The sequence below is a fragment of the Agrobacterium sp. 22-226-1 genome (assembly GCF_053522345.1).
Window position 1 is genome coordinate 16,794 of sequence record NZ_JBNWCP010000003.1, and the last position, 24,889, is coordinate 41,682.

The following is a 24,889-nucleotide window of genomic DNA, read 5'->3' on the forward strand; positions in this document are numbered from 1 at the left end:
TATGACTGAGCATAACGTCCGCAATTTCACGATCAACTTCGGTCCGGAACATCCGTCCGCGCACGGCGTGCTGCGTCTGGTTCTGGAACTGGACGGCGAAATCGTCGAGCGCGTTGATCCGCATATCGGTCTTCTGCATCGCGGCACCGAAAAGCTGATCGAGACGAAGACCTATCTGCAGGCCGTACCCTATTTCGACCGCCTCGATTACGTCGCGCCGATGAACCAGGAACATGCTTTCGCGCTCGCCGTCGAAAAGCTGCTGGGCCTCGAAATCCCGATGCGTGGACAGCTGATCCGCGTGCTTTATTCGGAAATCGGCCGCATCCTGTCGCACATCATGAACGTCACGACGCAGGCCATGGACGTCGGCGCGATGACGCCGCCGGTCTGGGGCTTCGAAGAACGCGAAAAGCTGATGGTGTTTTATGAGCGCGCCTGTGGCGCCCGCATGCACTCGGCCTATGTTCGCCCGGGCGGTGTACATCAGGACCTGCCGCCGGAACTGGTGGACGATATCGGCAAATGGTGCGATCCGTTCCTGACCGTCCTCGACAATATCGAAGGCCTGCTGACCGACAACCGCATCTACAAGCAGCGTAACGTCGATATCGGCGTCGTCTCGCTTGAAGATGCCTTTGCCTGGGGCTTTACGGGTGTGATGGTTCGCGGTTCCGGCGCTGCCTGGGATCTGCGTCGTTCGCAGCCTTATGAGTGCTATTCCGATCTGGAATTCGACATCCCCGTTGGCAAGAACGGCGACTGCTACGACCGTTACCTGATCCGCATGCAGGAAATGCGCGAATCGGTGAAGATCATGAAGCAGTGCGTCGATCTTCTGTCCGGCAAGCACCGCATCGGCCCGGTCTCCTCGCTGGATGGCAAGGTGGTTCCGCCCAAGCGCGGTGAGATGAAGCGTTCGATGGAAGCGTTGATCCACCACTTCAAGCTATACACCGAAGGTTACCACGTGCCAGCCGGCGAAGTTTACGCCGCCGTTGAAGCGCCGAAGGGCGAGTTCGGCGTCTATGTGGTTGCCGATGGTTCCAACAAACCCTACCGCTGCAAGATCCGCGCGCCGGGTTATGCCCATCTGCAGGCGATGGATTTCCTGTGCAAGGGCCATCAGCTTGCCGACGTTACAGCCGTGCTCGGCTCTCTCGACATCGTGTTCGGGGAGGTTGACCGCTGATGCGTCTGCCGCTGGCCCTTCCGGCTTTTCTTGCAGCGATGACGGCTCCGGTTCTTGCCCAGACGGCAACGGACGAGGGTGCTGTTGCGCTGTCGAGCGGCGGCTCTTCGACCATCAAGCAGCTTCTGTCGTCGGGATACGAGATCAAGGCCTCGGTTCCGAACGGCAGCAAGTTCATCGTGTTCATGCAAAAAGACAAGGCGGCTTATGCCTGCGAATTCGTCACGGTGGCGAGATCGCGGTGTGAGACGTTAAACTGAAAAGGCGTGAGGAAGTATGTCCGTTCGTCGACTAGCCGAAGATCAGTTCCAGCCCGTGGCATTTGCCTTCAATGCGGAAAACACCGCATGGGCGGAAAAGACGATTCTGAAATATCCCGAGGGACGCCAGCAATCGGCGGTCATCCCGCTGCTCATGCGTGCGCAGGAGCAGGACGGCTGGGTTACCCGCGCCGCCATCGAGAAAATCGCCGACATGCTGGATATGGCCTATATCCGCGTCATGGAAGTGGCGACCTTCTATACCCAGTTCCAGCTGAAGCCGGTCGGCACGCGCGCCCACGTTCAGGTTTGCGGCACCACGCCCTGCATGCTGCGTGGCTCGGAAGCGCTGATGGATGTCTGCCGCAAGAAGATCCACCACGATCCGCTGCACACCAATGAGAGCGGCACGCTCTCCTGGGAAGAAGTGGAATGTCAGGGCGCCTGCGTCAACGCGCCGATGGTCATCATCTTCAAGGACGCCTATGAGGACCTGACGCCCGAGCGTCTGGAAGAGATCATCGATACGTTCGAAGCAGGCAAGGGCGACACCGTCAAGACCGGCCCGCAGATCGACCGTCACCAGTCGGTCCCGGTCGGCGGCCTGACGACGCTGACGGAAGAGATCAAGCCGGATCGTTCCAATCTCGACAAGCCGGCTGAAGTGGCTGCGGACGCCGCACCGGTTCCGCCTTCCAACGCCGCCAAGCCGAAGACGGACGCCCCGGAAACCGATCCGAAGCTGAAGACGCCGGCGACCGCGCCGAAGGCTGCCGAAGCCAATGTGAAGACCGCCGAAAAGGAAGCTTCGGGCTCCGCGAAGCCGTCGCTCGATTCCAAGGATCGTCCGGCCGGTATCGAAAAGCCCGCAACGCCCGACGACCTGAAGCTCATTTCCGGCGTAGGTCCGAAGATCGAAGGCACGCTGCACGAGCTCGGCATCTTTACCTATGCGCAGATCGCCGGCTGGAAAAAGGCCGAATGCGACTGGGTCGACGGTTATCTGAATTTCAAGGGCCGCATCGAACGTGACGAGTGGATCAAGCAGGCCGAGGCGCTCGCCAAGGGTGGCGAAGCCGAGTATATCAGGGTCTTCGGCAAGAAGCCGCGGTAAGAGGTGAAGCATGTTAAAAGATCAGGATCGCATCTTTACCAATCTCTACGGCCTCAAGGACAAGTCCCTGAAGGGCGTGAGAGCGCGCGGCCATTGGGACGGCACCAAACAGATCATCGAAAAGGGCCGTGACTGGATCATCAACGAGATGAAGGCTTCCGGCCTTCGCGGTCGCGGCGGCGCTGGCTTCCCGACGGGTCTCAAATGGTCCTTCATGCCGAAGGAAAATGACGGCCGCCCGCATTACCTCGTCGTCAACGCCGACGAATCCGAGCCCGGCACCTGCAAGGACCGCGAAATCCTGCGCAACGATCCGCATACGTTGATCGAAGGCTGCGTGATTGCCGGTTTCGCCATGGGCGCGCATACCGCCTATATCTACGTGCGCGGCGAATATATGCGTGAGCGTGAGGCGCTGCAGGCAGCCATCGACGAGTGCTACGATGCCGGCCTGCTCGGCAAGAACAACAAGAACGGCTGGGATTTCGACATCTACGTCCATCACGGCGCGGGTGCCTATATCTGCGGCGAAGAGACGGCTCTGCTCGAAAGCCTCGAAGGCAAGAAGGGCCAGCCGCGCCTGAAGCCGCCGTTCCCGGCCAATATGGGCCTCTATGGCTGCCCGACGACCGTCAACAACGTTGAATCCATCGCCGTTGCCCCGACCATCCTGCGCCGTGGCGCGGCATGGTTCTCGTCCATCGGCCGTCCGAACAATGTCGGCACCAAGCTGTTCATGGTCTCCGGCCATGTCGAGCGTCCCTGCACCTTCGAAGACGCGCTGGGCCTGTCCTTCCGCGAGCTGATCGAACACCATTGCGGTGGCATTCGTGGCGGCTGGGACAATCTGCTCGGCGTCATTCCCGGCGGCGCTTCCTGCCCCATCGTTCGCGGTGAGGACATGAAGGACGCCATCATGGACTTCGACGGCATGCGCGAAGTGAAATCCTCCTTCGGCACCGGCGGCATGATCGTCATGGACAAGTCCACCGACGTCATCAAGGCGATTGCCCGCATCGCGGCCTTCTTCAAGCATGAAAGCTGCGGCCAGTGCACGCCGTGCCGCGAAGGCACCGGCTGGATGTGGCGCGTGCTGGAGCGCATGGTCAAGGGCAATGCCCAGAAGCGCGAAATCGACATGCTGTTTGAAGTGACGAAGCAGATCGAAGGCCATACCATCTGTGCGCTCGGCGACGCCGCCGCATGGCCGGTACAGGCGCTGATCCGCAATTTCCGTCCGGAAATCGAAAAGCGCATCGACCAATATACCTACAGGGCCATGGATGATGGCGCTGTTCTGGAAGCCGCTGAATAAGCATCGAAGGCTTCGAGCGGAGCCGGAGTTTTCCGGCCTCGCGACACCATGAAACGTCTGGCAAACCTTCGGGTGCCGGGCGCGATTAAGGATTTGTTGCGGACCGTGTGAGACATGGGACGAACAGGCAACAGGACGTAAGTAGAACCATGGCAAAGCTCAAGGTTGACGGTAAAGAGATCGAGGTTCCGGATCATTTCACGCTGTTGCAGGCGTGCGAGGAGGCTGGCGCCGAAGTTCCGCGCTTTTGTTTTCATGAGCGCTTGTCGGTCGCGGGTAACTGCCGCATGTGTCTCATCGAGGTAAAGGGCGGACCGCCGAAGCCGGCCGCTTCCTGCGCCATGGGCGTGCGCGATGTTCGCGGCGGCCCGAACGGCGAATTGCCTGAAGTTTTCACCAACACGCCGATGGTCAAGAAGGCCCGCGAAGGTGTGATGGAGTTCCTGCTTATCAACCACCCGCTGGATTGCCCGATCTGCGACCAGGGCGGCGAATGCGACCTGCAGGACCAGGCAATGGCCTTCGGTATCGCCGGTTCGCGTTACGCGGAAAACAAGCGCGCGGTTGAAGACAAATATATCGGACCGCTCGTCAAGACGGTCATGAACCGCTGCATTCACTGCACGCGCTGCGTCCGTTTCACCACGGAAGTCGCCGGCATTGCCGAACTTGGTCTGATCGGCCGCGGCGAAGATGCAGAAATCACCACCTATCTCGAGCAGGCGATGACGTCGGAGCTGCAGGGCAACGTTGTTGACCTCTGCCCGGTCGGCGCGCTCACCTCCAAGCCTTTCGCCTTCACCGCCCGTCCGTGGGAACTGAACAAGACCGAAACCATCGACGTGATGGACGCGCTCGGTTCGGCCATCCGCGTCGATACCCGTGGCCGCGAAGTCATGCGCGTCATGCCGCGTGTCAACGAGGCGATCAATGAAGAGTGGATTTCCGACAAGAGCCGTTTCATCTGGGACGGCCTGAAGACACAGCGCCTCGACCGGCCTTACGTCCGCAAGGATGGCCGTCTGCAGCCCGCAACCTGGGGCGAAGCCTTCGGCGCGATCAAGCAGGCTGTTGCCGCAACGTCCGGCAACAAGATCGGTGCAATCGCCGGCGATCTGTCGTCCGTCGAAGAAATGTTCGCGCTGAAGTCGCTTCTCGCTTCGCTCGGCTCGGCCAATGTCGATTGCCGTCAGGATGGCGCAGCGCTTGACCCGTCGCTCGGCCGCGCCAGCTACCTGTTCAATTCCACCATCGAAGGTATCGAACAGGCCGACGCCCTGCTGATCGTCGGTTCCAATCCGCGTTACGAAGCGGCCGTCCTCAACGCCCGCATCCGCAAGCGCTGGCGTCGCGGCGGTTTCCCGATCGGCGTGATCGGTGAAGCCGGCGAACTGCGCTACAATTACGAATATCTCGGTTCTGGCACTGAAACGCTGTCCGATCTGGCCAACGGTTCGCACAGCTTCGTCGACAAGCTGAAGTCCGCCAAGAACCCGCTGATCATCATCGGCCAGGGTGCTCTGGCGCGTGCCGATGGTGCAGCCGTACTGGCTGCCGCCGCCAAGCTCGCCACCTCGGTAGGTGCTGTCACCGAAGAGTGGAACGGCTTCTCGGTTCTGCACACCGCCGCTGCCCGCGTTGGCGGTCTCGATATCGGCTTCGTGCCGGGCGAGGGCGGTGTTGCCGCCGCTGAAATGGTCGCGTCCATGGACGTTCTCTTCCTGCTCGGCGCCGATGAACTCGACCTCTCCAACAAGGGGGCGAAGTTCACCGTCTATATCGGCAGCCATGGCGATCAGGGCGCGATGAACGCCGACGTGATCCTTCCGGGCGCGGCCTACACCGAAAAATCCGGTATCTGGGTCAACACCGAAGGCCGCGTGCAGGTGGGCAACCGCGCCGGTTTCGCACCGGGCGAAGCCCGTGAAGACTGGGCGATCCTGCGTGCGCTGTCCGATGTTCTCGGCAAGAAGCTGCCGTTCGATTCGCTGTCGGCGCTCCGCGGCCAGCTCTATGTCGCGCATCCGCATCTGGCGGAAACCGACGAGATTGTCGCCGGCAACGGCAAAGATATCGAAGCGCTGGCTGGCAAGACTGGCTCGCTCAACAAGTCGGCGTTTGCCTCGCCGGTTAAAGACTTTTATTTGACGAACCCGATTGCGCGCGCATCCGCCGTCATGGCCGAGTGCTCCGCATTGGCCCGCAACAATTTCCAGGCTGCGGCAGAGTAAGGGTAGGGGATTTATGGAACAGTTTTTCTGGAGCTACGTCTGGCCCGCGCTGATCATGGTCGGCCAGTCCCTGCTGCTTCTCGTTTGCCTTCTGGTGGCCATCGCGTTCCTGCTGCTTGCCGACCGTAAGGTCTGGGCGGCCGTGCAGCTGCGCCGTGGTCCGAACGTTGTTGGTCCCTTCGGTCTCTTCCAGTCCTTCGCCGACCTTTTGAAGTTCATCTTGAAGGAGCCTGTCATTCCGGCCGGCGCCAACAAGGCGGTTTTCCTTCTGGCGCCGCTGGTTGCGGTGACGCTGGCGCTCGCCACCTATGCCGTCATTCCCTTCAATGAGGGCTGGGTCGTCGCCAATATCAATGTCGGCATCCTCTATATCTTCGCGATTTCCTCGCTTGAAGTGTACGGCATCATCATGGGCGGCTGGGCTTCGAACTCGAAGTACCCGTTCCTCGGCGCGCTCCGCTCCGCGGCACAGATGGTGTCCTACGAAGTGTCGATCGGCCTCGTCATCGTTACCGTTCTGCTCTGCGTCGGTTCGCTGAACCTGACGGACATCGTGCTTGCCCAGAAGACCGGCCTCGGCACCATGCTCGGCCTGCCGGCCTCGTTCCTCGACTGGCACTGGCTGTCGCTGTTCCCGATGTTCATCGTGTTCTTCATTTCGGGCCTTGCCGAAACCAACCGCCCGCCCTTCGACCTTCCGGAAGCGGAATCGGAACTGGTCGCCGGTCACATGGTCGAATACGGCTCCACGCCTTACATGATGTTCATGCTCGGCGAATATGCTGCGATCGTCCTGATCTGCTGCCTGACGACGATCCTGTTCATGGGCGGCTGGCTGCCGATCGTGGATGTGTGGTTCCTGAACTGGGTTCCGGGCATTGTCTGGTTCGCGTTGAAGGGCTGCATGGTCTTCTTCATGATCGCTCTGACCAAGGCTTTCGTTCCGCGTTACCGTTATGACCAGCTCATGCGTCTCGGCTGGAAGGTATTCCTGCCGCTGTCGCTCGCCATGGTCGTTATTGTTGCATTCGTATTGAAGCTGACGGGGTGGGCCGGTTGATGTCCGTACTCCTCGCTCAGAAATCTGGAGACTGAGATGGCAAGCCTCTCCCAAGCCGTCAATTCACTGTTCCTCAAGGAGTTCGTCGGCGCGATCCTGCTGACGATGCGCCACTTCTTCAAACAGAAGGCGACGGTGAACTATCCTTTCGAAAAGGGCCCGGTCTCTCCGCGCTTCCGTGGCGAGCACGCGCTGCGCCGTTATCCGAACGGTGAAGAACGCTGCATCGCCTGCAAGCTGTGTGAAGCGATCTGTCCCGCTCAGGCGATCACCATCGAAGCCGGCCCGCGCCGCAATGACGGCACTCGCCGCACGGTCCGTTACGATATCGACATGGTGAAGTGCATCTATTGTGGTTTCTGCCAGGAAGCCTGCCCGGTGGATGCCATCGTCGAAGGCCCGAACTTCGAATTCGCGACGGAAACCCGCGAGGAGCTTTATTTCGACAAGCAGAAGCTTCTCGACAATGGCGACCGCTGGGAGCGTGAAATCGCACGCAACCTCGCACTGGATGCGCCTTACCGTTAAGGCGCAACCGTCTTTCCGGGGGAGACCCCGGATAGCGATGAAAAGTAAAATGCCTGCGCGGTTTTCGCCGGCGGGGACGAAACGGGTGAGGGGCCTTCGAGCCATCTTTGCCCGATGAGGACAAGAAGGCACCAACATGGGTCTGCACGCTGTATTCTTTTATATATTCGCTTTCGTCGCCGTGGCGTCTGCGTTCATGGTCATCGCATCGAAGAACCCAGTTCATTCGGTGCTGTTTCTGATTTTGACCTTCTTCAACGCAGCCGCGCTGTTCCTGCTGACGGGCGCCGAGTTCCTCGGCATGATCCTGCTGGTGGTTTATGTCGGCGCCGTGGCGGTGCTCTTCCTCTTCGTCGTCATGATGCTGGATGTGGATTTTGCAGAGCTTCGCTCGGGCGTGCTGCAATATGCCCCGGTCGGCGCGCTGATCGGTGTCATCCTGGCGGCGGAACTGATCGTCGTGGTCGGCGGCAGCATGCTGAACCCGATTGCGGCCAAGTCCATCACCATGCCGATCCCGCCTGTCACCGAACGCACCAATACGGCCGCACTCGGCGACGTGCTCTATACAAATTACGTCTACTTCTTCCAGCTCGCCGGCCTCGTGCTGCTGGTGGCCATGATCGGCGCTATCGTGCTGACGCTGCGTCATCGCACCGACATCAAGCGGCAGGATATCTCCACGCAGGTCGGCCGCGACCCGAAGACCGCCGTTACCACGGTCAAGGTCAAGCCGGGCCAGGGCATCTGAGGCGCGAACGGATCCAAGGAAACAGAACATGGAAATCGGTCTTTCCCACTACCTGACGGTCAGCGCGATCCTCTTCACGATCGGCGTCTTCGGCATCTTCCTCAACCGGAAGAACGTCATCGTCATTCTCATGTCGATCGAACTCATCCTCTTGGCGGTCAACATCAACATGGTGGCCTTCTCGGCCTTCCTGAACGACATTGTCGGCCAGGTCTTCGCTTTGTTCATTCTGACCGTCGCAGCCGCCGAAGCGGCCATCGGTCTTGCAATACTCGTTGTCTTCTACCGCAACCGCGGATCGATCGCCGTCGAAGACGTCAATATGATGAAGGGCTGATAAGGCTATGATCTACAAGGCTATCGTCTTTCTTCCACTGATCGGCTTCCTGATCGCCGGCCTGTTCGGCCGCTCCATCGGCGCCAAGGCTTCGGAATATGTCACCACCGGTCTGATGATCGTGGTCGCCATCCTGTCGTGGATCGTGTTCTTCACCGTCGCGCTCGCCCATGGCGAGCCGGGCGAGGTGATAAAGGTTACCGTGCTGCGCTGGATCCAGTCCGGCGGCATCGATGTCGAATGGGCGTTCCGCATCGACACGCTGACGGCCGTTATGTTCGTCGTCGTCAACACCGTCTCGACGCTGGTGCATCTTTATTCGATCGGATACATGCACCACGATCCGCATCGTCCGCGTTTCTTCGCCTATCTGTCGCTCTTCACCTTCGCCATGCTGATGCTGGTGACCTCCGACAACCTGCTGCAGATGTTCTTCGGCTGGGAAGGTGTGGGTCTGGCGTCCTATCTGCTGATCGGTTTCTGGTTCAAGAAGCCGTCCGCATCGGCTGCCGCCATGAAGGCCTTCATCGTCAACCGCGTCGGTGACTTCGGCTTCATTCTCGGCATTGGCGGCGTGTTCGTGCTGTTCGGCTCGATCAATTTCGAAACGATCTTCGCTGCCGCTGCGACCTATCTGCCGGCTGAAGGCGCTGCCTCCTCGGAAACCGTCATCAACCTGTTCGGCATGCAGCTGGACAAGGCCAATGCGATGACGGGCGTGTGCCTGCTGCTCTTCATGGGCGCGATGGGTAAATCGGCGCAGTTCCTGCTGCACACCTGGCTGCCGGACGCGATGGAAGGCCCGACCCCGGTGTCTGCCCTCATTCACGCCGCAACCATGGTTACCGCCGGCGTGTTCCTCGTCGCCCGCATGTCGCCGCTGTTCGAACTGTCGCATGATGCGCTGACCGTCGTGACGCTGATCGGCGCGATCACCGCCTTCTTCGCGGCAACCGTCGGCCTCGTGCAGAACGACATCAAGCGCGTCATCGCCTATTCGACCTGCTCGCAGCTCGGTTACATGTTCGTGGCGCTCGGCGTCGGCGCTTATGGTGCTGCCGTGTTCCACCTCTTCACGCACGCCTTCTTCAAGGCCCTGCTGTTCTTGTGCGCCGGCTCGGTCATCCACGCCGTCGATGGCGAGCAGGACATGCGTTACATGGGCGGTCTGCGCAAGCATATCCCCATCACCTTCTGGACAATGACTGTCGGCACGCTGGCGCTGACGGGCGTTGGTATCCCGGGAACGATGATCGGTTTTGCCGGCTTCTTCTCGAAGGACGTCATCATCGAATCCGCCTATGCCTCGCATTCGGTTCTGTCTGGTTTCGCCTTCACGCTGCTGGTCATCGCCGCGCTGTTCACCAGCTTCTACTCCTGGCGTCTGGCCTTCATGACCTTCTTCGGCAAGCCGCGCGCATCTGCCGACGTCATGCACCATGTACATGAATCGCCGATGGTCATGCTGATCCCGCTTTTCATCCTCACCGTCGGTGCGATCTTCGCCGGTGTTGCCTTCGAAGGTTATTTCTTCGGTCATGAATATGCCGAGTTCTGGAAGGGCGCTCTCTTTACGCTCCCGGAAAATGAAATCCTCGAAGAGTTCCACCACGTTCCGCTGTGGGTGAAGTGGAGCCCGTTCTTCGCGATGGCGCTTGGTTTCGTGACCGCCTGGTACATGTACATTAAGTCGCCGGAGACGCCGAAGCGTCTGGCCGAGACCCATCGTGGCCTCTACCAGTTCCTTCTCAACAAGTGGTACTTCGACGAACTCTATGACTTCCTCTTCGTTCGTTCCGCAAAGGCGCTCGGCCGCTTCCTGTGGAAGAAGGGCGACGTCGCCGTCATCGACCACTATGGACCGAACGGCATTGCAGCGCGTGTGGTTGACGTGACCAACCGCATGGTCCGCCTGCAATCCGGTTACCTCTATCACTATGCCTTTGCGATGCTGATCGGCATCGCGGCGCTTGTCACCTGGATGATGCTCGGGAGTGCCCTCTGATGACCGATTGGCCCATTCTTTCAACGGTCACCTTTCTGCCGCTCGTCGGCGTGGTGCTCCTGCTTCTGACGAATGAGAACGGCCCCTATGGTCGCCGCAACATTCTTAATGTCTCGCTGCTAACGACGGTCTTCACCTTCATCGTGTCGCTGTTCATCTGGATCGGTTTCGACAATTCGAACCCCGGCTTCCAGATGGTCGAGAAGCACCAGTGGTTCGGCAACATCGCCGCCTATCATCTCGGCGTCGACGGCATCTCCATGCTCTTCGTCATCCTCACCACTTTCCTCATGCCTTTCTGCGTGCTGGCAAGCTGGGATTCGGTCGAGAAGCGCATCAAGGAATACATGATCGCCTTCCTGCTGCTGGAAGTCGTCATGGTCGGCGTCTTCGTGGCGCTGGATACGGTTCTTTTCTACGTCTTCTTCGAAGCGACGCTGATCCCGATGTTCATCATCATCGGCGTCTGGGGCGGCAAGGATCGCGTTTACGCATCTTACAAGTTCTTCCTCTACACGCTGCTCGGCTCGGTTCTGACCATGCTCGCCATCATGGCCATGTACTGGCAGGCCGGCACGACCGATATGACGGAACTGCTGAAGTACGGCTTCCCGGCCGGCATGCAGACCTGGCTGTGGCTTGCCTGTTTTGCTGCCTTCTCGGTCAAGATGCCGATGTGGCCGGTCCACACCTGGCTGCCGGATGCCCACGTTCAGGCGCCGACCGCAGGTTCCGTCATCCTTGCCGGCGTCATGCTGAAGCTCGGCGGTTACGGTTTCATCCGCTTCTCGCTGTCGATGTTCCCCTTGGCGTCGGATTATTTCGCCCCCTTCGTCTTCACGCTGTCGGTTCTCGCCATCATCTACACCTCGCTGGTCGCGATGATGCAGGACGACATCAAGAAGCTGATTGCCTATTCCTCCGTCGCCCACATGGGTTACGTGACCATGGGCATCTTCGCCGCCAACGTTCAGGGCGTGCAGGGCGCAATCTTCCAGATGCTGTCGCACGGCATCGTCTCGGGCGCGCTCTTCCTCTGCGTCGGTGTTGTCTACGACCGCCTGCATACCCGCGAGATCGCGGCCTATGGTGGCCTCGTCAACAACATGCCAAAATATGCCGTGGCCTTCATGATCTTCACAATGGCCAATGTCGGTCTGCCCGGCACCTCCGGCTTCATCGGTGAATTTCTGACGCTGATCGGCGTCTTCCGCGCCAACACGCTGGTCGCGCTGTTTGCGGCAACCGGCGTCATCCTCTCGGCCGCTTATGCGCTGTGGCTTTACCGCCGCGTGATCTTCGGCGCGCTCGAGAAGGAAAGCCTGAAATCGATGCTCGATCTGTCGACCCGCGAAAAGGTCATCCTTTATCCGCTGGTGGTGTTGACGATCTTCTTCGGTGTCTATCCGGCGCCGGTGTTCGATGCGACAGCCGCATCGGTCGATCTTCTGGTAAACAACTATTCGGCTGCACTGCAGGCGGCGCAAAATGTTGCGCTCTCTATGAATTGACGACAGGACCCGTTGGACATGACCGCTGAAATCCTTTTTGCCAGTCTGCACATTGCGACGCCCGAGCTGATCCTTGCGGTCGGCGCGCTGGCGCTGCTCATGATTGGCGTCTTCTCGGGCGACAAGTCGACAACGACGGTCACCGGCCTTGCCGTTGCCCTCCTGCTCGTCGTCGGTCTCTGGATCATCTTTGCCCCCGCTTCGGGCGTGGCTTTCGGCGGTGTCTACATCGCCGATGCCTTCGGCAACTTCATGAAGGTACTGGCGCTTATCGGCTCCATCACCGCCATGATCCTCGCCGTCGGTCAGGGCCGTTTCGAACCCATCGGCCGTTTCGAATATCCGGTGCTGTTGGTTCTTGCGACCCTCGGCGTCCTGCTGATGATCTCGGCCAACAACCTGATCTCGCTCTACATGGCGCTGGAACTGCAGTCGCTGGCGCTCTACGTCGTCTGCGCCATCAACCGTGAAAGCCTGCGCTCCACCGAAGCGGGCCTGAAGTATTTCGTGCTCGGCGCGCTGTCTTCCGGCATGCTGCTTTACGGCATGTCGCTGGTCTACGGCTTCACCGGCAATACCGGCTTCACCGAAATCGCCCAGGTTCTGGCCTCGGAAACCCGTTCGCTCGGTCTGGTCTTCGGTCTGGTCTTCGTTCTCGCCGGTCTCGCCTTCAAGATTTCGGCCGTGCCGTTCCACATGTGGACGCCGGACGTTTATGAAGGTGCGCCGACCCCGGTAACGGCGTTCCTGTCGGCTGCGCCGAAGATCGGCGCTATGGCGATCCTCGTTCGCATCGTCATTGAGGCGTTCCAGCCGGTCTTCGCCGACTGGCAGCAGATCGTTGTGTTCATCTCCATCGCCTCCATGCTGCTCGGCTCCTTTGCCGCAATCGGCCAGAAGAACATCAAGCGCCTGATGGCTTACTCCTCCATCGGTCACATGGGTTATGCGCTGGTCGGTCTCGCTGCGGGCACCGAAGCCGGTATTGCCGGCGTCATCCTCTACATGACGGTTTATATGGTCATGACACTCGGCACCTTCGCCTGCATTCTCTCCATGCGCCGCAAGGAAATCGGCAATGTCGAGACTGTCGAGGATCTGGCCGGTCTCTCGTCCTCCAACCCCTTCATGGCGGTTGTGCTGACGATCCTGATGTTCTCGCTTGCCGGCATTCCGCCGCTCGCCGGCTTCTTCGGCAAGTATTATGTCTTCCTCGCAGCCATCGAGGCGAAGCTCTATCCGCTCGCCATCATCGGTGTGATCGGCTCGGTTGTCGGCGCCTATTATTATATCCGCGTCGTCAAGGTCATGTGGTTCGATGAAGCCAAGGACAAATTCGAGCGTCCCGCCGGCGAACTCAAAGTCGTTTATGCGCTTTCCGGCCTCTTCGTTGTCGCCTTCATCGTCTTCGGCGGTGCACTCGGCAACGCGGTGACAGTTGCGGCAAAGACCTTCTTTTGAGCAGCACACACAAGCATACGGGCCGGATGTCCATCGATGACTTCCGGCACGAGGCGATGGCGGAAACGCCATCGACCAATCTGGAATGTTTCGCCCAGGCAAGGGCGGGCGATGGCGGCAATCTGTGGATCACCGCCATCCGCCAGACTGGCGGACGCGGCCGTCGCGGCCGTCCATGGGTCTCCGAACCCGGCAATCTCTACGCCTCGCTTCTTCTGATCGATCCCGCTCCGATGGACCGCATAGGGTCTCTGCCGCTTGCCTTCGCGCTGGCTGTTTATCGCGCCATCCGCGCGGTGCTGCCGACGGGTGGTGAGCCGCTCGAAATCAAATGGCCGAACGACGTTCTGATCGGACGCCGCAAGACCTGCGGCATTCTGATGGAGGCGGAGCTGCTGCCGGATGGCCGACGCGCCATCGTCATCGGCATCGGCATCAATATCGCCCATAAGCCGGAAAATCCGCTTTACCCCGTCACCATGCTCTCCGAACATGGTGCGTCCTGCTCGCCCGACGAATTGTTCGCCCATCTTTTCCGTGAGACGGCGGAGGTGCTGGGGGATTGGGACGAGGGCAGGGGCGTCGCCGGCATCATGGCTGGCTGGCGTGCCGCTGCCTGCGGTATCGGCGAACATATCACCGTCAACTTCCCAGACCGTTCGATTGGCGGGCGTTTCGTCGGGATTGATGATAATGGTTATCTGCTGCTGGATGAGGATGAGGGCGCAAGGCGCTCGATTGCCGCCGGCGACGTGTTTTTCGGATGAGGTGAACGGCGCGACCCGAAGGCCCGCGCCGAACCGCTTTCGACGGGTTGGAGCTTTCCTGCGGCTCATGAAAAGCAGGGTGACAAACCGGTTCCGCATCGGCCCGGTCGATCAGATGGTTCAACAGGTCCGATGCTTAAGAGCGCGGCGGGTGCGGCCAATTGCCGTCGCCTGCGTGCTTTCGTGAATGGATAAGAAAAATAATGGCTAAACAGGACGAACTGGTCTTTGTGCCGCTTGGCGGCGTGGGTGAAATCGGCATGAATCTGGCGCTTTACGGCTACGGGCCGGAAAGCAAGCGCCAATGGATTATGGTGGATTGCGGCGTGACCTTCGCCGGCCCGGACCTGCCGGGCGTCGATCTGGTGCTGCCTGACATCAGCTATATCGCCGAGCAGAAAAAGAACCTCAAGGGCATCATCATCACCCACGCCCATGAAGACCATTACGGCGCGCTGAACGATCTGTGGCCCGGCCTCAACGTGCCGGTCTATGCCTCGCCCTTCACCGCCGGCATGCTGGAAGCCAAGCGCGCCTATGAAGGCACGCGCGCCGAAATTCCGGTGACGATCTTCAAGGCGGGCGACCGCATCAATGTCGGCCCGTTCGAAATCGAGGCTGTCGGCGTCAACCACTCCATTCCGGAGCCGATGTCGCTGGTCATCCGCACGCCGCTCGGCAATGTCATCCACACCGGTGACTGGAAAATCGACGAAGCGCCGTCGCTCGGTCCGTTGACGGATGAAGCCCGCTTCCGCGCCATCGGCGAAGAGGGCGTGCTGGCGCTGATGTGCGACAGCACCAATTCGGTGCGCGATGGTGTGTCGCCCTCCGAACACGAGGTTTCCGAAGGCCTGCGGCAGATCATCGAAAACGCCGAGGGTCGTGTGGCAGTCACCACCTTCTCCTCCAATGTCGGGCGCATCCGCTCGATTGCGCAGGCCGCGGAAGCAGCCGGCCGCGAGGTGCTGCTGCTCGGCTCGTCGCTGAAGCGCGTCGTCAACGTCTCGCAGGACCTCGGCATCATGGAAGGCATCAAGCCATTTCTGGCCGAAGACGAATACGGCTATATTCCGCGCGACCGGGTGGTGCTGATCCTGACCGGTTCGCAGGGCGAGCCGCGCGCCGCACTCGCCAAGCTCTCGCGTGACGAGATGCGCAATGTGGCGCTGGCTTCCGGCGATACGGTGGTGTTTTCCTCGCGCGCCATTCCCGGCAATGAGAAGGCGATCATCGACATCAAGAACGGCCTCATCGAGCAGGGCGTCCATATCGTCACCGACAATGAGGCGCTGGTGCATGTCTCGGGCCATCCGCGCCGCAATGAACTTCTGAAGATGTATGAATGGACGAAGCCGCAGATCGTCGTGCCCGTGCATGGCGAGGCGGCGCATCTGGTGGCGCAAAAGGAACTGGCCGAACAGGCCGGCATTTCGCAGGTGCCGAAGGTGCGTAACGGCAATGTTCTGCGCCTTGCGCCGGGTCCTGCGGAAGTCATCGACGACGTGCCGCATGGCCGCGTCTTCAAGGATGGCAATCTCGTCGGCGATATGGACGAGATGGGCATCAGCAATCGCCGCAAACTGTCCTTCGCCGGCCATGTGGCCGTCAATGTCGTGCTGGATAGCCGTTACGATTTCCTCGGCGACCCCGATGTCGTGCCCTTCGGCCTGCCGGAATTCGACGACGAGGATGAGGCGATGGAAGACACGCTTTATGACGCCGTGCTCGGCGCCGTCGAAAGCATTCCGCGTGCCCGCCGCAAGGATCTGGATCTGCTGCGTGAAGCGGTGCGCCGCGCCGTGCGCGCCGCCGCCAACCAGAGCTGGGGCAAGAAGCCGATCGTGACGGTTTTTGTAACCAAGGTCTGAGCCGGCAATCGGCCGGGGACGTCTGTCTCTTTCCCGATGATTCCAGGGCCGTGCCGCAAAGCGCGGCCCTTCTGTTTTTCTTTTAGGGTTTCTTGCGGAGAAGTGATTCCGATCTGCGGATGAATGCGTTACAAGAAGCCCATTGTGCAGGAGGATCACATGCCGCTTCTTTCGGCCTTCGCCGTTTATTTCATCGTCTGGTGGACGGTGCTTTTCATCGTGCTGCCGATTGGCCTGCGCACTCAGGATGAGGAGGGCGATGTGGCGCTGGGCACGGTCGCCAGTGCGCCATCAAGGTTCAAGGGCGGGCGGATCGTTTTGTGGACGACCCTGATCTCGGCCCTGATCTGTGGGCTGTGGTACGGCGGAACCTGGTGGTTCGGCGTCAGCCTCGATGATCTGCCGAGAATTATTCCCGTTTTCGATTGAAAAGCTGCGCAGGTGATCGCGTTTCGCGCGCATCTGTTCACTCAGACTGGCGGTGAGCCCATGGTCGCGGCAGTTTCCGGCTGATATGGCCGGGATTCTGTCATATGGATGTCATATCTGTCGTGCACACAGCAAGAACGTGCTCAGTGCCTGATTCACCGCCATAATTTTACCGGAATATCGCGGGGGGCGGGTTTTTTGTGTAGAAGCAAAAAAAAACAAGGCCTTTCAGCCTTGTTTTCCAGGTTTCGCGTGATCTGTAACCGTTGCCGGGGCTGCGAACGAGCGCGCCTAAGATCTGATCCTCCCAAGACTGACCGCGAAAATGACAAGAATTTAAACTTCCTGCCTCTTTTGTAAGCTAAAGCTAGCTCAAACCCCCATGCTTGTCATCTCATTTTTTGCATATTTGTTACAGTCGGCAAAAAATTCTCCGTGGTGCAATTTGTCGCACTGGATCAAGAATAATATTCCGATCAAAGCGTTTTGACGCGAATTAGCTATCGCGAAAATACCGCAAAATCGCCTTTAACGCTCTTTTCATGGCGGGTTTTCATCTCGGCCGGAAACGGCTATATCCGGCGCCAATATCCCTCTATTCGGGGCGATTCCCGCGCCTTTGCGCGCTGTCGTCCGCATCAATGGAAGCCGTCATGCGTCTCAGCCGTTATTTCATGCCCATCCTGAAGGAAAACCCCAAGGAAGCGGAGATCGTCTCCCACCGCCTCATGCTGCGCGCTGGCATGATCCGGCAGCAATCGGCTGGCATCTATTCCTGGCTGCCGCTCGGCAAGCGCGTGCTGGACAAGGTGAACAGGATCATCCGGCAGGAGCAGGACCGCTCCGGCGCCATCGAGCTTCTGATGCCGACGCTGCAATCGGCCGAGCTCTGGCAGGAAAGCGGTCGTTACGATGACTACGGCAAGGAAATGCTGCGCATCAAGGACCGTCAGGACCGTCAGATGCTCTACGGCCCCACCAATGAGGAGATGATCACCGACGTCTTCCGTTCCTATGTGAAGTCCTACAAGAACCTGCCGCTGAACCTCTACCATATTCAGCTCAAGTTCCGCGACGAGGTGCGTCCGCGTTTCGGCACCATGCGCTCGCGCGAGTTCCTGATGAAGGATGCCTATTCCTTCGATTTGACCAAGGAAGACGCGATCCATTCCTATAACAAGATGTTCGTGGCTTACCTGCGCACCTTCGAGCGCCTTGGCCTGCGCGCCATTCCGATGCGTGCCGATACCGGCCCGATCGGTGGCAATCACAGCCATGAATTCATCATTCTGGCCGATACCGGCGAATCCGAAGTCTTCTGCCACAAGAGTTTCCTCGACCGCGCCATTCCCGCCGAAAACACCGACTTCGACGACGTCGCAGCCCTGCAGGGCGTATTCGACGAGTGGACGGCCGATTATGCCGCCACGTCCGAAATGCATGACGAAGCCGCTTACAATGCCATTCCCGATGGCGAGCGCCTTTCCGCGCGCGGCATTGAAGTCGGCCACATCTTCTATTTCGGCACCAAATATTCCGAGCCGATGGGCGCGAAAGTGCAGGGTAAGGATGGCAAGGAACACCCTGTCCACATGGGTTCCTATGGTATCGGGCCGACACGCCTTGTTCCCGCCATCATTGAAGCATCGCATGATGAGAACGGAATCATCTGGCCGGCCTCGGTCGCTCCCTTCGATGTCGTGATCATCAACATGAAGGCTGGCGATGCTGCCTGTGATGCGGCTTGCGAAAAGCTGTATTACTCGCTCTCCAACGCCGGCAAGGATGTTCTTTACGACGACACGGACGACCGTGCAGGCCAGAAATTCGCCACCGCCGACCTGATCGGCGTGCCGCTGCAGATCATCGTCGGCCCGCGTTCGGTCGCGAATGGCGAAGTCGAAGTGAAGGATCGCAAGACCGGCGAGCGGGAGACCGTGACGATCGAGGCGGCGATGAACAGGGTGCTCGGCTAAGAGCGAGCTGAAGACGGAGCGGCTTCACCCGAAGTCCGCTCCGGTTTCGTAACGCAGATGCCGCAGAAATATGGGCCGGTTTTCGGAAAAGACCGGCCTTGCAGTTTGAGATCAGGGAGACGACATGGCACAAGCCGAGGCTGACAAGGGTGCGGCTGTTTCCGCCGGGGCAAAGACTGCCCGGCCGTTTTCCGCTTTTGAACGCATGGTGGCCTGGCGTTATCTGCGGTCGCGGCGCAAGGAAGCGTTCATTTCCGTCATTGCCGGGTTTTCCTTTGTCGGCATCATGCTGGGCGTGGCGACGCTCATCATCGTCATGGCGGTGATGAACGGGTTCCGCACCGAGCTCATTTCGCGTATTCTCGGCATCAACGGCCATATGATCGTGCAGCCGATCGACCAGCCCTTCAATAATTATGATGAGCTGGCGAAGAAGTTTGCCGCCGTTCCCGGCGTCACCATGGCCCTGCCGCTGGTGGAAGGCCAGACGCTCGCCTCCGGCCGCGGCGGCGCGGGCTCCGGTGCGCTGGTGCGCGGCGTGCGCCAGGAGGATATCGACAAGGTCAAGGAAGTCGCCACCAACATCAAGACCGGCGATCTGGTCGGCTTCATGGCCGGAGATGGCGTTCTCGTCGGCTCAAGGCTCGCCGCCCAGCTCGGCGTAACGGCCGGTGACGACATTACCCTCATTTCCCCGGAAGGCGACGTGACGCCGATGGGCGTCAATCCGCGCGTCAAATCCTACAAGATATCCGGCGTCTTCGAGATCGGCATGTCGGAATATGACGCCTCGATGATCTATATGCCCCTGTCCGAAGCCCAGCTTTATTTCAATGCCGAAGGCCTCGTGCAATCCATCGAGCTTTATGTCAGCCGCCCCGACGATGTCGACGGAATCCGCCCGCTGGTGGAGCAGGCCGCCGAACGGCAGATCTATATCACCGACTGGAGACAGCGGAACCAGACCTTCTTCTCCGCCCTGCAGGTGGAAAGAAACGTGATGTTCATGATCCTCACCCTCATCGTTCTGGTGGCGGCGCTGAACATCATTTCCGGCCTCATCATGCTGGTGAAGGACAAGGGTAGCGACATCGCCATTCTGCGCACAATGGGCGCAAGCTCCGGCTCCGTGATGCGCATCTTCTTCATGACCGGGGCAGCCATCGGCATGGTCGGCACCTTTGCCGGCGTGGCGCTCGGCGTCATCGTCTGCCTCAATGTGGAATCCATCCGGCAGTTCTTCTCGTGGATATCCGGCACGGTGCTGTTTGATCCGCAGCTTTATTTCCTGAGCCAGCTTCCGGCCGAAATGGATATCAGCGAGACCATTTCCGTTGTCATCATGGCGCTGACGCTCTCTTTCCTGGCAACGATCTTTCCAGCATGGCGGGCTTCCAAGCTCGATCCGGTGCAGGCCCTGCGTTACGAATAAGGACCGCTTCGCAATATGGCAAAAAAAACAGTGCTGCGGCTTACTGGCGTCGAGAGAACCTATGGTCAGGGCGAGACGTCGCTTTCCATTCTGCGCAAGGCTGATTTCGAATTGAAGAGCGGCGAGATGGTGGCGCTGGTCGCCCCTTCGGGAACCGGCAAATCCACGCTGCTGCATCTGGCGGGACTTCTCGAACATCCAGATGCCGGCGAGGTCTATATCAACGGCGCACCCTGCAATGACCTGCCGGATGAAACGCGAACCGCGATCCGCCGCAGCGATATCGGTTTTGTCTACCAGTTCCATCACCTCCTGCCGGAATTCTCGGCGGTGGAAAATGTGATGATGCCGCAGCTCATCGCCGGTCTGACACAGGCCGAAGCCCACAAGCGCGCCAGTGCGCTGCTCGACTATATGCGGGTGGGGCATCGCGGTGAGCACCGCCCGGCGGAACTCTCCGGCGGTGAACAGCAGCGTGTCGCCATCGCCCGCGCGGTCGCCAATGCGCCGCTGCTGCTGCTCGCTGATGAGCCGACCGGCAATCTCGATCCGGAAACAGCGCATTATGTTTTCGACGCGCTGGAGGCTCTGGTACGCCAATCCGGCCTTGCGGCGCTGATCGCTACCCACAATCATGAACTCGCCGCCCGCATGGACCGGCGCGTGACGCTGGCCGACGGCAAGATCGTCGATTTCTGAGCTGGTAAGTCGATCCGTCCGGTGCTCTCCAGAGAACGCCGGTTCTTCTCATTTGAATTTTTTCTGAACCCGGCGGTGTTTTTACCTCCGGGTTTTTTCGTTTTGGAGTCAGTGGCTTGCTGTTCCCCATGCGGGAACCGAAGGCGATTCTGCGGCATTAGCAAGGGGAATATCAGCAAAACCCTGTTGACAATCGAACAAAATGAGAACAAAATTGGAACATAACGAGTAAGGAGAGACCAATGACTGATTTCATCCGTGACGTTGCCGCTTTCGCCTCCATCGCTGTCTTCGTAGCCAGCTTTTCGGTGATCCTCACCGCCCTGTGAAGGGCACGCCGGCGCAGAAACCTGTATGGACGCCGTAAAGCGGTGGACTTTGAGCGCCGGAAATCGGAAAATCGCCCCCTCGATTCAGAATGACAGGATTATGATATGGGCGATGCGATTGTGCGTGGAGAGACCTCTGGCGAAACGCTGAAAACTCCCGGTTTCGTCCATTTGCGGGTTCATTCCGCCTATTCCCTGCTTGAGGGGGCCTTGCCCCTCAAGAAAATCATGTCCAAGGCCGTCGCCGACGGCCAGCCGGCCATTGCCATTACCGATACCAACAACCTCTTTGTCGCGCTGGAATTTTCCGAAAAGGCGCGCGATGAAGGTTTGCAGCCCATCATCGGCTGCCAGCTGTCGATCGACATGCAGGATGCGGCGGAGGACCGCCGCAACCACAACAGCCACCTTCAGAAACTTCCCGCCATAGTGCTCCTTGCCGCCAATGCCGAAGGTTACGAGCGGCTGGTGGATATCGTCAGCCGCGCCTATCTGGAAGGCGAGGGCAGCGGCCATTCCGTGCATATTACCCGTGCATGGCTGGAGGAAGCTTCCAATGCCGGCCTGATCGCGCTGACGGGCGCTTCCGGCGGTCCGGTGGATATGGCCTTGAAGGAAGGTCACGCTGCCCAGGCGAAGGAACGGCTGCTGACGCTGAAGTCACTCTTCGGTGATAGGCTTTATATCGAATTGCAGCGCCAGTCCGGTTATGACCGCTCGCATGAGCGGCGCATGATCGGCCTTGCTTATGACCATGATATTCCGCTGGTTGCCACCAACGAGGCGTTTTTCCCTTCCAAGGCCGATTACGAGGCGCATGATGCGCTGATGGCGGTGGCGCATAACGCCATTGTCTCCGATGACAGCCGGTTCCGGCTCACGCCCGATCATTACCTCAAAAGTCGGGCGGAAATGGCGGCGCTGTTTGCCGATCTTCCCGAGGCGCTGGAAAATACCGTCGAGATCGCGCTGCGCTGCTCCTATGTGCTGAAGAAGCGCGGGCCGATCCTGCCGCGTTTTACCGGCGCCAGCGACGACCCGGAGGCGGCGGAACACGCCGAAGCCGAAGAGCTTCGCCGCCAGGCGGTGGAGGGGCTGGATCAGCGGCTGGCGGCGCTCGGCATGGCGGCCGGCTATACCGAGCAGGACTATCGCGACAGGCTGGATTTCGAACTCGGCGTCATCTCGCGCATGAAGTTCCCCGGTTACTTCCTGATCGTTGCCGACTTCATCAAATGGGCCAAGCAGCACGATATTCCGGTCGGGCCGGGCCGCGGTTCGGGTGCGGGCTCGCTTGTCGCTTACGCGCTCACGATTACCGATGTCGATCCTCTGCGCTTCTCGCTGCTGTTCGAACGCTTCCTCAATCCCGAACGCGTTTCGATGCCCGACTTCGATATCGACTTCTGTCAGGATCGTCGCGAAGAGGTGATCCGTTACGTGCAGGCCAAATATGGCCGTGAGCAGGTGGCGCAGATCATCACCTTCGGTTCGCTGCAGGCGCGCGCGGCCCTGCGCGACGTCGGCCGCGTGCTGGAAATGCCCTATGGGCAGGTGGACAAGATCTGCAAGCTGGTGCCCAACAACCCGGCCAACCCGACACCGCTGTCGAAAGCGATCGAGGAAGAGCCGCGCCTGCAGGAAGAGGCGGACAAGGAGCCGGTGGTTGCCCGCCTCCTGGATATCGCCCAGAAGATCGAAGGGCTTTACCGCCACGCCTCCACCCACGCCGCCGGTATCGTCATCGGTGACCGCCCGCTGTCGAAGCTGGTGCCGATGTATCGCGATCCGCGCTCGGATATGCCGGTCACCCAGTTCAACATGAAATGGGTGGAAAGCGCCGGTCTCGTCAAATTCGACTTCCTCGGCCTGAAGACGCTGACGGTGCTGAAGGTGGCCGTCGATTTTGTTGCCAAGCGCGGCATCAAGGTCGATCTCGCGGCGATTCCGCTCGATGACGCCAAAACCTACGAGATGCTCTCGCGCGGCGAAACCATCGGCGTGTTTCAGGTGGAAAGTGCCGGCATGCGCAAGGCGCTGATCGGCATGCGGCCGGACTGCATCGAGGACATCATCGCGCTGGTGGCGCTTTATCGCCCCGGCCCGATGGAAAACATTCCGGTCTATAATGCCCGCAAACATGGCGAGGAGGAACTGGAATCGATCCATCCGACCATCGACCATCTGCTCAAGGAAACGCAGGGCGTTATCGTCTATCAGGAACAGGTGATGCAGATCGCCCAGGTTCTCTCCGGTTATTCGCTCGGCGAAGCCGATCTTCTGCGCCGCGCCATGGGCAAGAAGATCAAGGAGGAGATGGACAAGCAGCGCGAGCGTTTCGTCGACGGCGCCATCGAGAACGGCGTCTCGAAGCCGCAGGCCAACACCATCTTCGACCTTCTCGCGAAATTCGCCAATTACGGCTTCAACAAGAGCCACGCCGCCGCCTACGCCATCGTGTCCTACCAGACCGCCTATATGAAGGCGCATTATCCGGTGGAGTTCCTGGCGGCCTCCATGACGCTCGATATGGCGAACACGGAAAAGCTCAACGATTTCCGCCAGGATGCCGGCCGTCTTGGCATCGAGGTCGTCGCACCGTCGGTGCAGACTTCGTTCCGGCAATTCGAGACGGGCGAGAACCGCATCTATTATTCTCTCGCCGCCATCAAGGGCGTAGGCGAGGGGGCGGTGGAACACATCGTCCAGGTACGCGACGGCAAGCCGTTCACGAGCCTTGAGGATTTCTGCCTGCGCATCGATCCCAAGCAGATCAACCGGCGCGTACTGGAAAGCCTGATCAATGCCGGCGCTTTCGATTGTTTCGGCCGCGACCGCGCCGAGCTGATCGGAGGGCTGGATCGTATCATCGGTTATGCGCAGATGGCGCAGAATGATCGTGCAGTTGGGCAATCGGATATGTTTGGTTCTGGTAGCGGAAGCGGTCCGGAAAAGCTGGTCCTTCCCGCCTTCCAGCCGTGGCTCGCCTCCGAAAAGCTGCTGCGTGAATATCAGGTGCTCGGTTTTTACCTCACCGCCCATCCGCTCGATACCTACCGCCCCGTGCTGGAAAAGCTGCGGGTGCAGAATTTCGCGGATTTTTCCGCCGCGGTGAAACAGGGCGCAACTGCCGGGCGTCTGGCCGGCACGGTGACAGGCAAGCAGGAGCGCAAGACCCGCACCGGCAACAAGATGGGTATCGTCACCTTCTCGGACGCATCGGGCCAATATGAGGCGGTGCTGTTTTCCGAAGGGCTCGGCCAGTTCCGCGATCTGCTCGAGGTCGGTAAATCGCTGGTCATCACCGTGCAGGCGGAAGAGCGTCCGGAAGGCATCGGCCTGCGTATCCAGACGGCACAGTCGCTGGAAGAGAAATCCGTGCAGATGCAGAAGGCGTTGCGTGTTTATGTGCGCGATTCCGGCCCGCTGAAAACGGTGGCCCGCCACCTCAATACGAAAGGCGATGGGTCTGTCTATTTCATCGTCATCAAGGATGAGGGCAGCCGCGAGATCGAGGTGGAGCTGACGGAGAAATACCGCATCTCGCCGGAAATCGCCGCTGCGCTGCGGTCCGCGCCCGGTGTCGTCGATGTGGAACTGGTGTGAGGCTTGAGGCCTCAC

General features: G+C 59.8%; 19 protein-coding genes. All 19 read left to right on the plus strand.

The features are described 5' to 3' along the window. The first annotated feature begins 1 nt into the window (after position 1). The 19 genes from ACQZ5K_RS05835 to dnaE all read left to right on the plus strand — a co-directional run bounded on the left by ACQZ5K_RS05835 (position 2) and on the right by dnaE (position 24,874). Entirely contained in the window at positions 2-1,192 is a 1,191-nt protein-coding gene (locus ACQZ5K_RS05835; RefSeq protein WP_020012326.1) for an NADH-quinone oxidoreductase subunit D, read from the plus strand. Beyond that, the gene (locus tag ACQZ5K_RS05840; RefSeq protein WP_448739863.1) at positions 1,192-1,452 is read left to right on the plus strand and encodes a hypothetical protein; all 261 of its coding nucleotides are present in this window, start codon (positions 1,192-1,194) and stop codon (positions 1,450-1,452) included. The genes ACQZ5K_RS05835 and ACQZ5K_RS05840 overlap by 1 nt, the downstream gene beginning before the upstream one ends. 16 nt (positions 1,453-1,468) lie before the next feature. Beyond that, positions 1,469-2,566 carry an NADH-quinone oxidoreductase subunit E gene (locus tag ACQZ5K_RS05845; protein WP_448739864.1) on the plus strand — a complete coding sequence of 366 codons (1,098 nt, stop codon included), beginning with the start codon at positions 1,469-1,471 and terminating at the stop codon, positions 2,564-2,566. A gap of 10 nt (positions 2,567-2,576) precedes the next feature. Further along, positions 2,577-3,881, plus strand: a complete 1,305-nt coding sequence (gene nuoF / locus ACQZ5K_RS05850) for an NADH-quinone oxidoreductase subunit NuoF (protein ID WP_020012329.1) — start codon at positions 2,577-2,579, stop codon at positions 3,879-3,881. A gap of 149 nt (positions 3,882-4,030) precedes the next feature. Then, positions 4,031-6,112 carry an NADH-quinone oxidoreductase subunit NuoG gene (gene nuoG / locus ACQZ5K_RS05855; protein ID WP_448739865.1) on the plus strand — a complete coding sequence of 694 codons (2,082 nt, stop codon included), beginning with the start codon at positions 4,031-4,033 and terminating at the stop codon, positions 6,110-6,112. A 13-nt stretch (positions 6,113-6,125) separates the two neighbouring features. Next, positions 6,126-7,172 (plus strand): NADH-quinone oxidoreductase subunit NuoH, encoded by a 1,047-nt coding sequence (gene nuoH, locus ACQZ5K_RS05860; RefSeq protein ID WP_003496451.1) that lies wholly within the window; start codon positions 6,126-6,128, stop codon positions 7,170-7,172. A gap of 36 nt (positions 7,173-7,208) precedes the next feature. Next, entirely contained in the window at positions 7,209-7,700 is a 492-nt protein-coding gene (gene nuoI, locus ACQZ5K_RS05865) for an NADH-quinone oxidoreductase subunit NuoI (protein ID WP_003496449.1), read from the plus strand. 136 nt (positions 7,701-7,836) lie between these two features. Then, positions 7,837-8,451 carry an NADH-quinone oxidoreductase subunit J gene (locus ACQZ5K_RS05870; RefSeq protein WP_003521517.1) on the plus strand — a complete coding sequence of 205 codons (615 nt, stop codon included), beginning with the start codon at positions 7,837-7,839 and terminating at the stop codon, positions 8,449-8,451. A 28-nt stretch (positions 8,452-8,479) separates the two neighbouring features. Beyond that, the gene (gene nuoK, locus ACQZ5K_RS05875; RefSeq protein ID WP_003521516.1) at positions 8,480-8,788 is read left to right on the plus strand and encodes an NADH-quinone oxidoreductase subunit NuoK; all 309 of its coding nucleotides are present in this window, start codon (positions 8,480-8,482) and stop codon (positions 8,786-8,788) included. 7 nt (positions 8,789-8,795) lie between these two features. After that, a complete protein-coding gene (nuoL, locus tag ACQZ5K_RS05880) occupies positions 8,796-10,793 on the plus strand; it encodes an NADH-quinone oxidoreductase subunit L (RefSeq protein ID WP_448739866.1) in 1,998 nt (665 codons plus the stop codon). Beyond that, complete coding sequence (locus tag ACQZ5K_RS05885; protein ID WP_448739867.1) at positions 10,793-12,304, plus strand: NADH-quinone oxidoreductase subunit M; 1,512 nt, start codon at positions 10,793-10,795, stop codon at positions 12,302-12,304. Before nuoL ends, ACQZ5K_RS05885 begins: the two co-directional genes overlap by 1 nt. Before the next feature lie 18 nt (positions 12,305-12,322). Beyond that, entirely contained in the window at positions 12,323-13,765 is a 1,443-nt protein-coding gene (nuoN, locus tag ACQZ5K_RS05890; RefSeq protein WP_448739868.1) for an NADH-quinone oxidoreductase subunit NuoN, read from the plus strand. A 26-nt stretch (positions 13,766-13,791) separates the two neighbouring features. Further along, entirely contained in the window at positions 13,792-14,532 is a 741-nt protein-coding gene (locus ACQZ5K_RS05895) for a biotin--[acetyl-CoA-carboxylase] ligase (RefSeq protein ID WP_035262833.1), read from the plus strand. A gap of 203 nt (positions 14,533-14,735) precedes the next feature. Beyond that, positions 14,736-16,403, plus strand: a complete 1,668-nt coding sequence (locus tag ACQZ5K_RS05900; RefSeq protein ID WP_003521510.1) for a ribonuclease J — start codon at positions 14,736-14,738, stop codon at positions 16,401-16,403. Between the two features lie 123 nt (positions 16,404-16,526). Beyond that, positions 16,527-16,832: a DUF1467 family protein gene (locus ACQZ5K_RS05905; RefSeq protein WP_003521509.1), complete on the plus strand. Its 306-nt coding sequence runs from the start codon at positions 16,527-16,529 to the stop codon at positions 16,830-16,832. Positions 16,833-17,485: 653 nt separating this feature from the next. Further along, on the plus strand, positions 17,486-18,808 hold the full coding sequence (gene proS / locus ACQZ5K_RS05910; RefSeq protein ID WP_448739869.1) for a proline--tRNA ligase: 1,323 nt from the start codon (positions 17,486-17,488) through the stop codon (positions 18,806-18,808). Between the two features lie 124 nt (positions 18,809-18,932). Next, the gene (locus ACQZ5K_RS05915; RefSeq protein ID WP_003521507.1) at positions 18,933-20,240 is read left to right on the plus strand and encodes a lipoprotein-releasing ABC transporter permease subunit; all 1,308 of its coding nucleotides are present in this window, start codon (positions 18,933-18,935) and stop codon (positions 20,238-20,240) included. 15 nt (positions 20,241-20,255) lie between these two features. Then, entirely contained in the window at positions 20,256-20,939 is a 684-nt protein-coding gene (locus tag ACQZ5K_RS05920) for an ABC transporter ATP-binding protein (protein WP_003521506.1), read from the plus strand. Positions 20,940-21,373: 434 nt separating this feature from the next. Next, positions 21,374-24,874: a DNA polymerase III subunit alpha gene (dnaE, locus tag ACQZ5K_RS05925; RefSeq protein ID WP_448739870.1), complete on the plus strand. Its 3,501-nt coding sequence runs from the start codon at positions 21,374-21,376 to the stop codon at positions 24,872-24,874. The last annotated feature ends 15 nt before the right edge of the window (positions 24,875-24,889 follow it).

Coding starts and splice junctions, on each gene's coding strand:
- ACQZ5K_RS05845 (WP_448739864.1), top strand. CDS start 1,469: ATGTCCGTTCGTCGACTAGCCGAAGATCAGTTCCAGCCCGTGGCATTT.
- proS (WP_448739869.1), top strand. CDS start 17,486: ATGCGTCTCAGCCGTTATTTCATGCCCATCCTGAAGGAAAACCCCAAG.
- ACQZ5K_RS05885 (WP_448739867.1), top strand. CDS start 10,793: ATGACCGATTGGCCCATTCTTTCAACGGTCACCTTTCTGCCGCTCGTC.
- nuoL (WP_448739866.1), top strand. CDS start 8,796: ATGATCTACAAGGCTATCGTCTTTCTTCCACTGATCGGCTTCCTGATC.
- ACQZ5K_RS05840 (WP_448739863.1), top strand. CDS start 1,192: ATGCGTCTGCCGCTGGCCCTTCCGGCTTTTCTTGCAGCGATGACGGCT.
- ACQZ5K_RS05905 (WP_003521509.1), top strand. CDS start 16,527: ATGCGTTACAAGAAGCCCATTGTGCAGGAGGATCACATGCCGCTTCTT.
- ACQZ5K_RS05915 (WP_003521507.1), top strand. CDS start 18,933: ATGGCACAAGCCGAGGCTGACAAGGGTGCGGCTGTTTCCGCCGGGGCA.
- ACQZ5K_RS05895 (WP_035262833.1), top strand. CDS start 13,792: ATGTCCATCGATGACTTCCGGCACGAGGCGATGGCGGAAACGCCATCG.
- nuoN (WP_448739868.1), top strand. CDS start 12,323: ATGACCGCTGAAATCCTTTTTGCCAGTCTGCACATTGCGACGCCCGAG.
- ACQZ5K_RS05835 (WP_020012326.1), top strand. CDS start 2: ATGACTGAGCATAACGTCCGCAATTTCACGATCAACTTCGGTCCGGAA.
- nuoK (WP_003521516.1), top strand. CDS start 8,480: ATGGAAATCGGTCTTTCCCACTACCTGACGGTCAGCGCGATCCTCTTC.
- ACQZ5K_RS05920 (WP_003521506.1), top strand. CDS start 20,256: ATGGCAAAAAAAACAGTGCTGCGGCTTACTGGCGTCGAGAGAACCTAT.
- nuoH (WP_003496451.1), top strand. CDS start 6,126: ATGGAACAGTTTTTCTGGAGCTACGTCTGGCCCGCGCTGATCATGGTC.
- ACQZ5K_RS05870 (WP_003521517.1), top strand. CDS start 7,837: ATGGGTCTGCACGCTGTATTCTTTTATATATTCGCTTTCGTCGCCGTG.
- nuoI (WP_003496449.1), top strand. CDS start 7,209: ATGGCAAGCCTCTCCCAAGCCGTCAATTCACTGTTCCTCAAGGAGTTC.
- nuoG (WP_448739865.1), top strand. CDS start 4,031: ATGGCAAAGCTCAAGGTTGACGGTAAAGAGATCGAGGTTCCGGATCAT.
- nuoF (WP_020012329.1), top strand. CDS start 2,577: ATGTTAAAAGATCAGGATCGCATCTTTACCAATCTCTACGGCCTCAAG.
- ACQZ5K_RS05900 (WP_003521510.1), top strand. CDS start 14,736: ATGGCTAAACAGGACGAACTGGTCTTTGTGCCGCTTGGCGGCGTGGGT.
- dnaE (WP_448739870.1), top strand. CDS start 21,374: ATGGGCGATGCGATTGTGCGTGGAGAGACCTCTGGCGAAACGCTGAAA.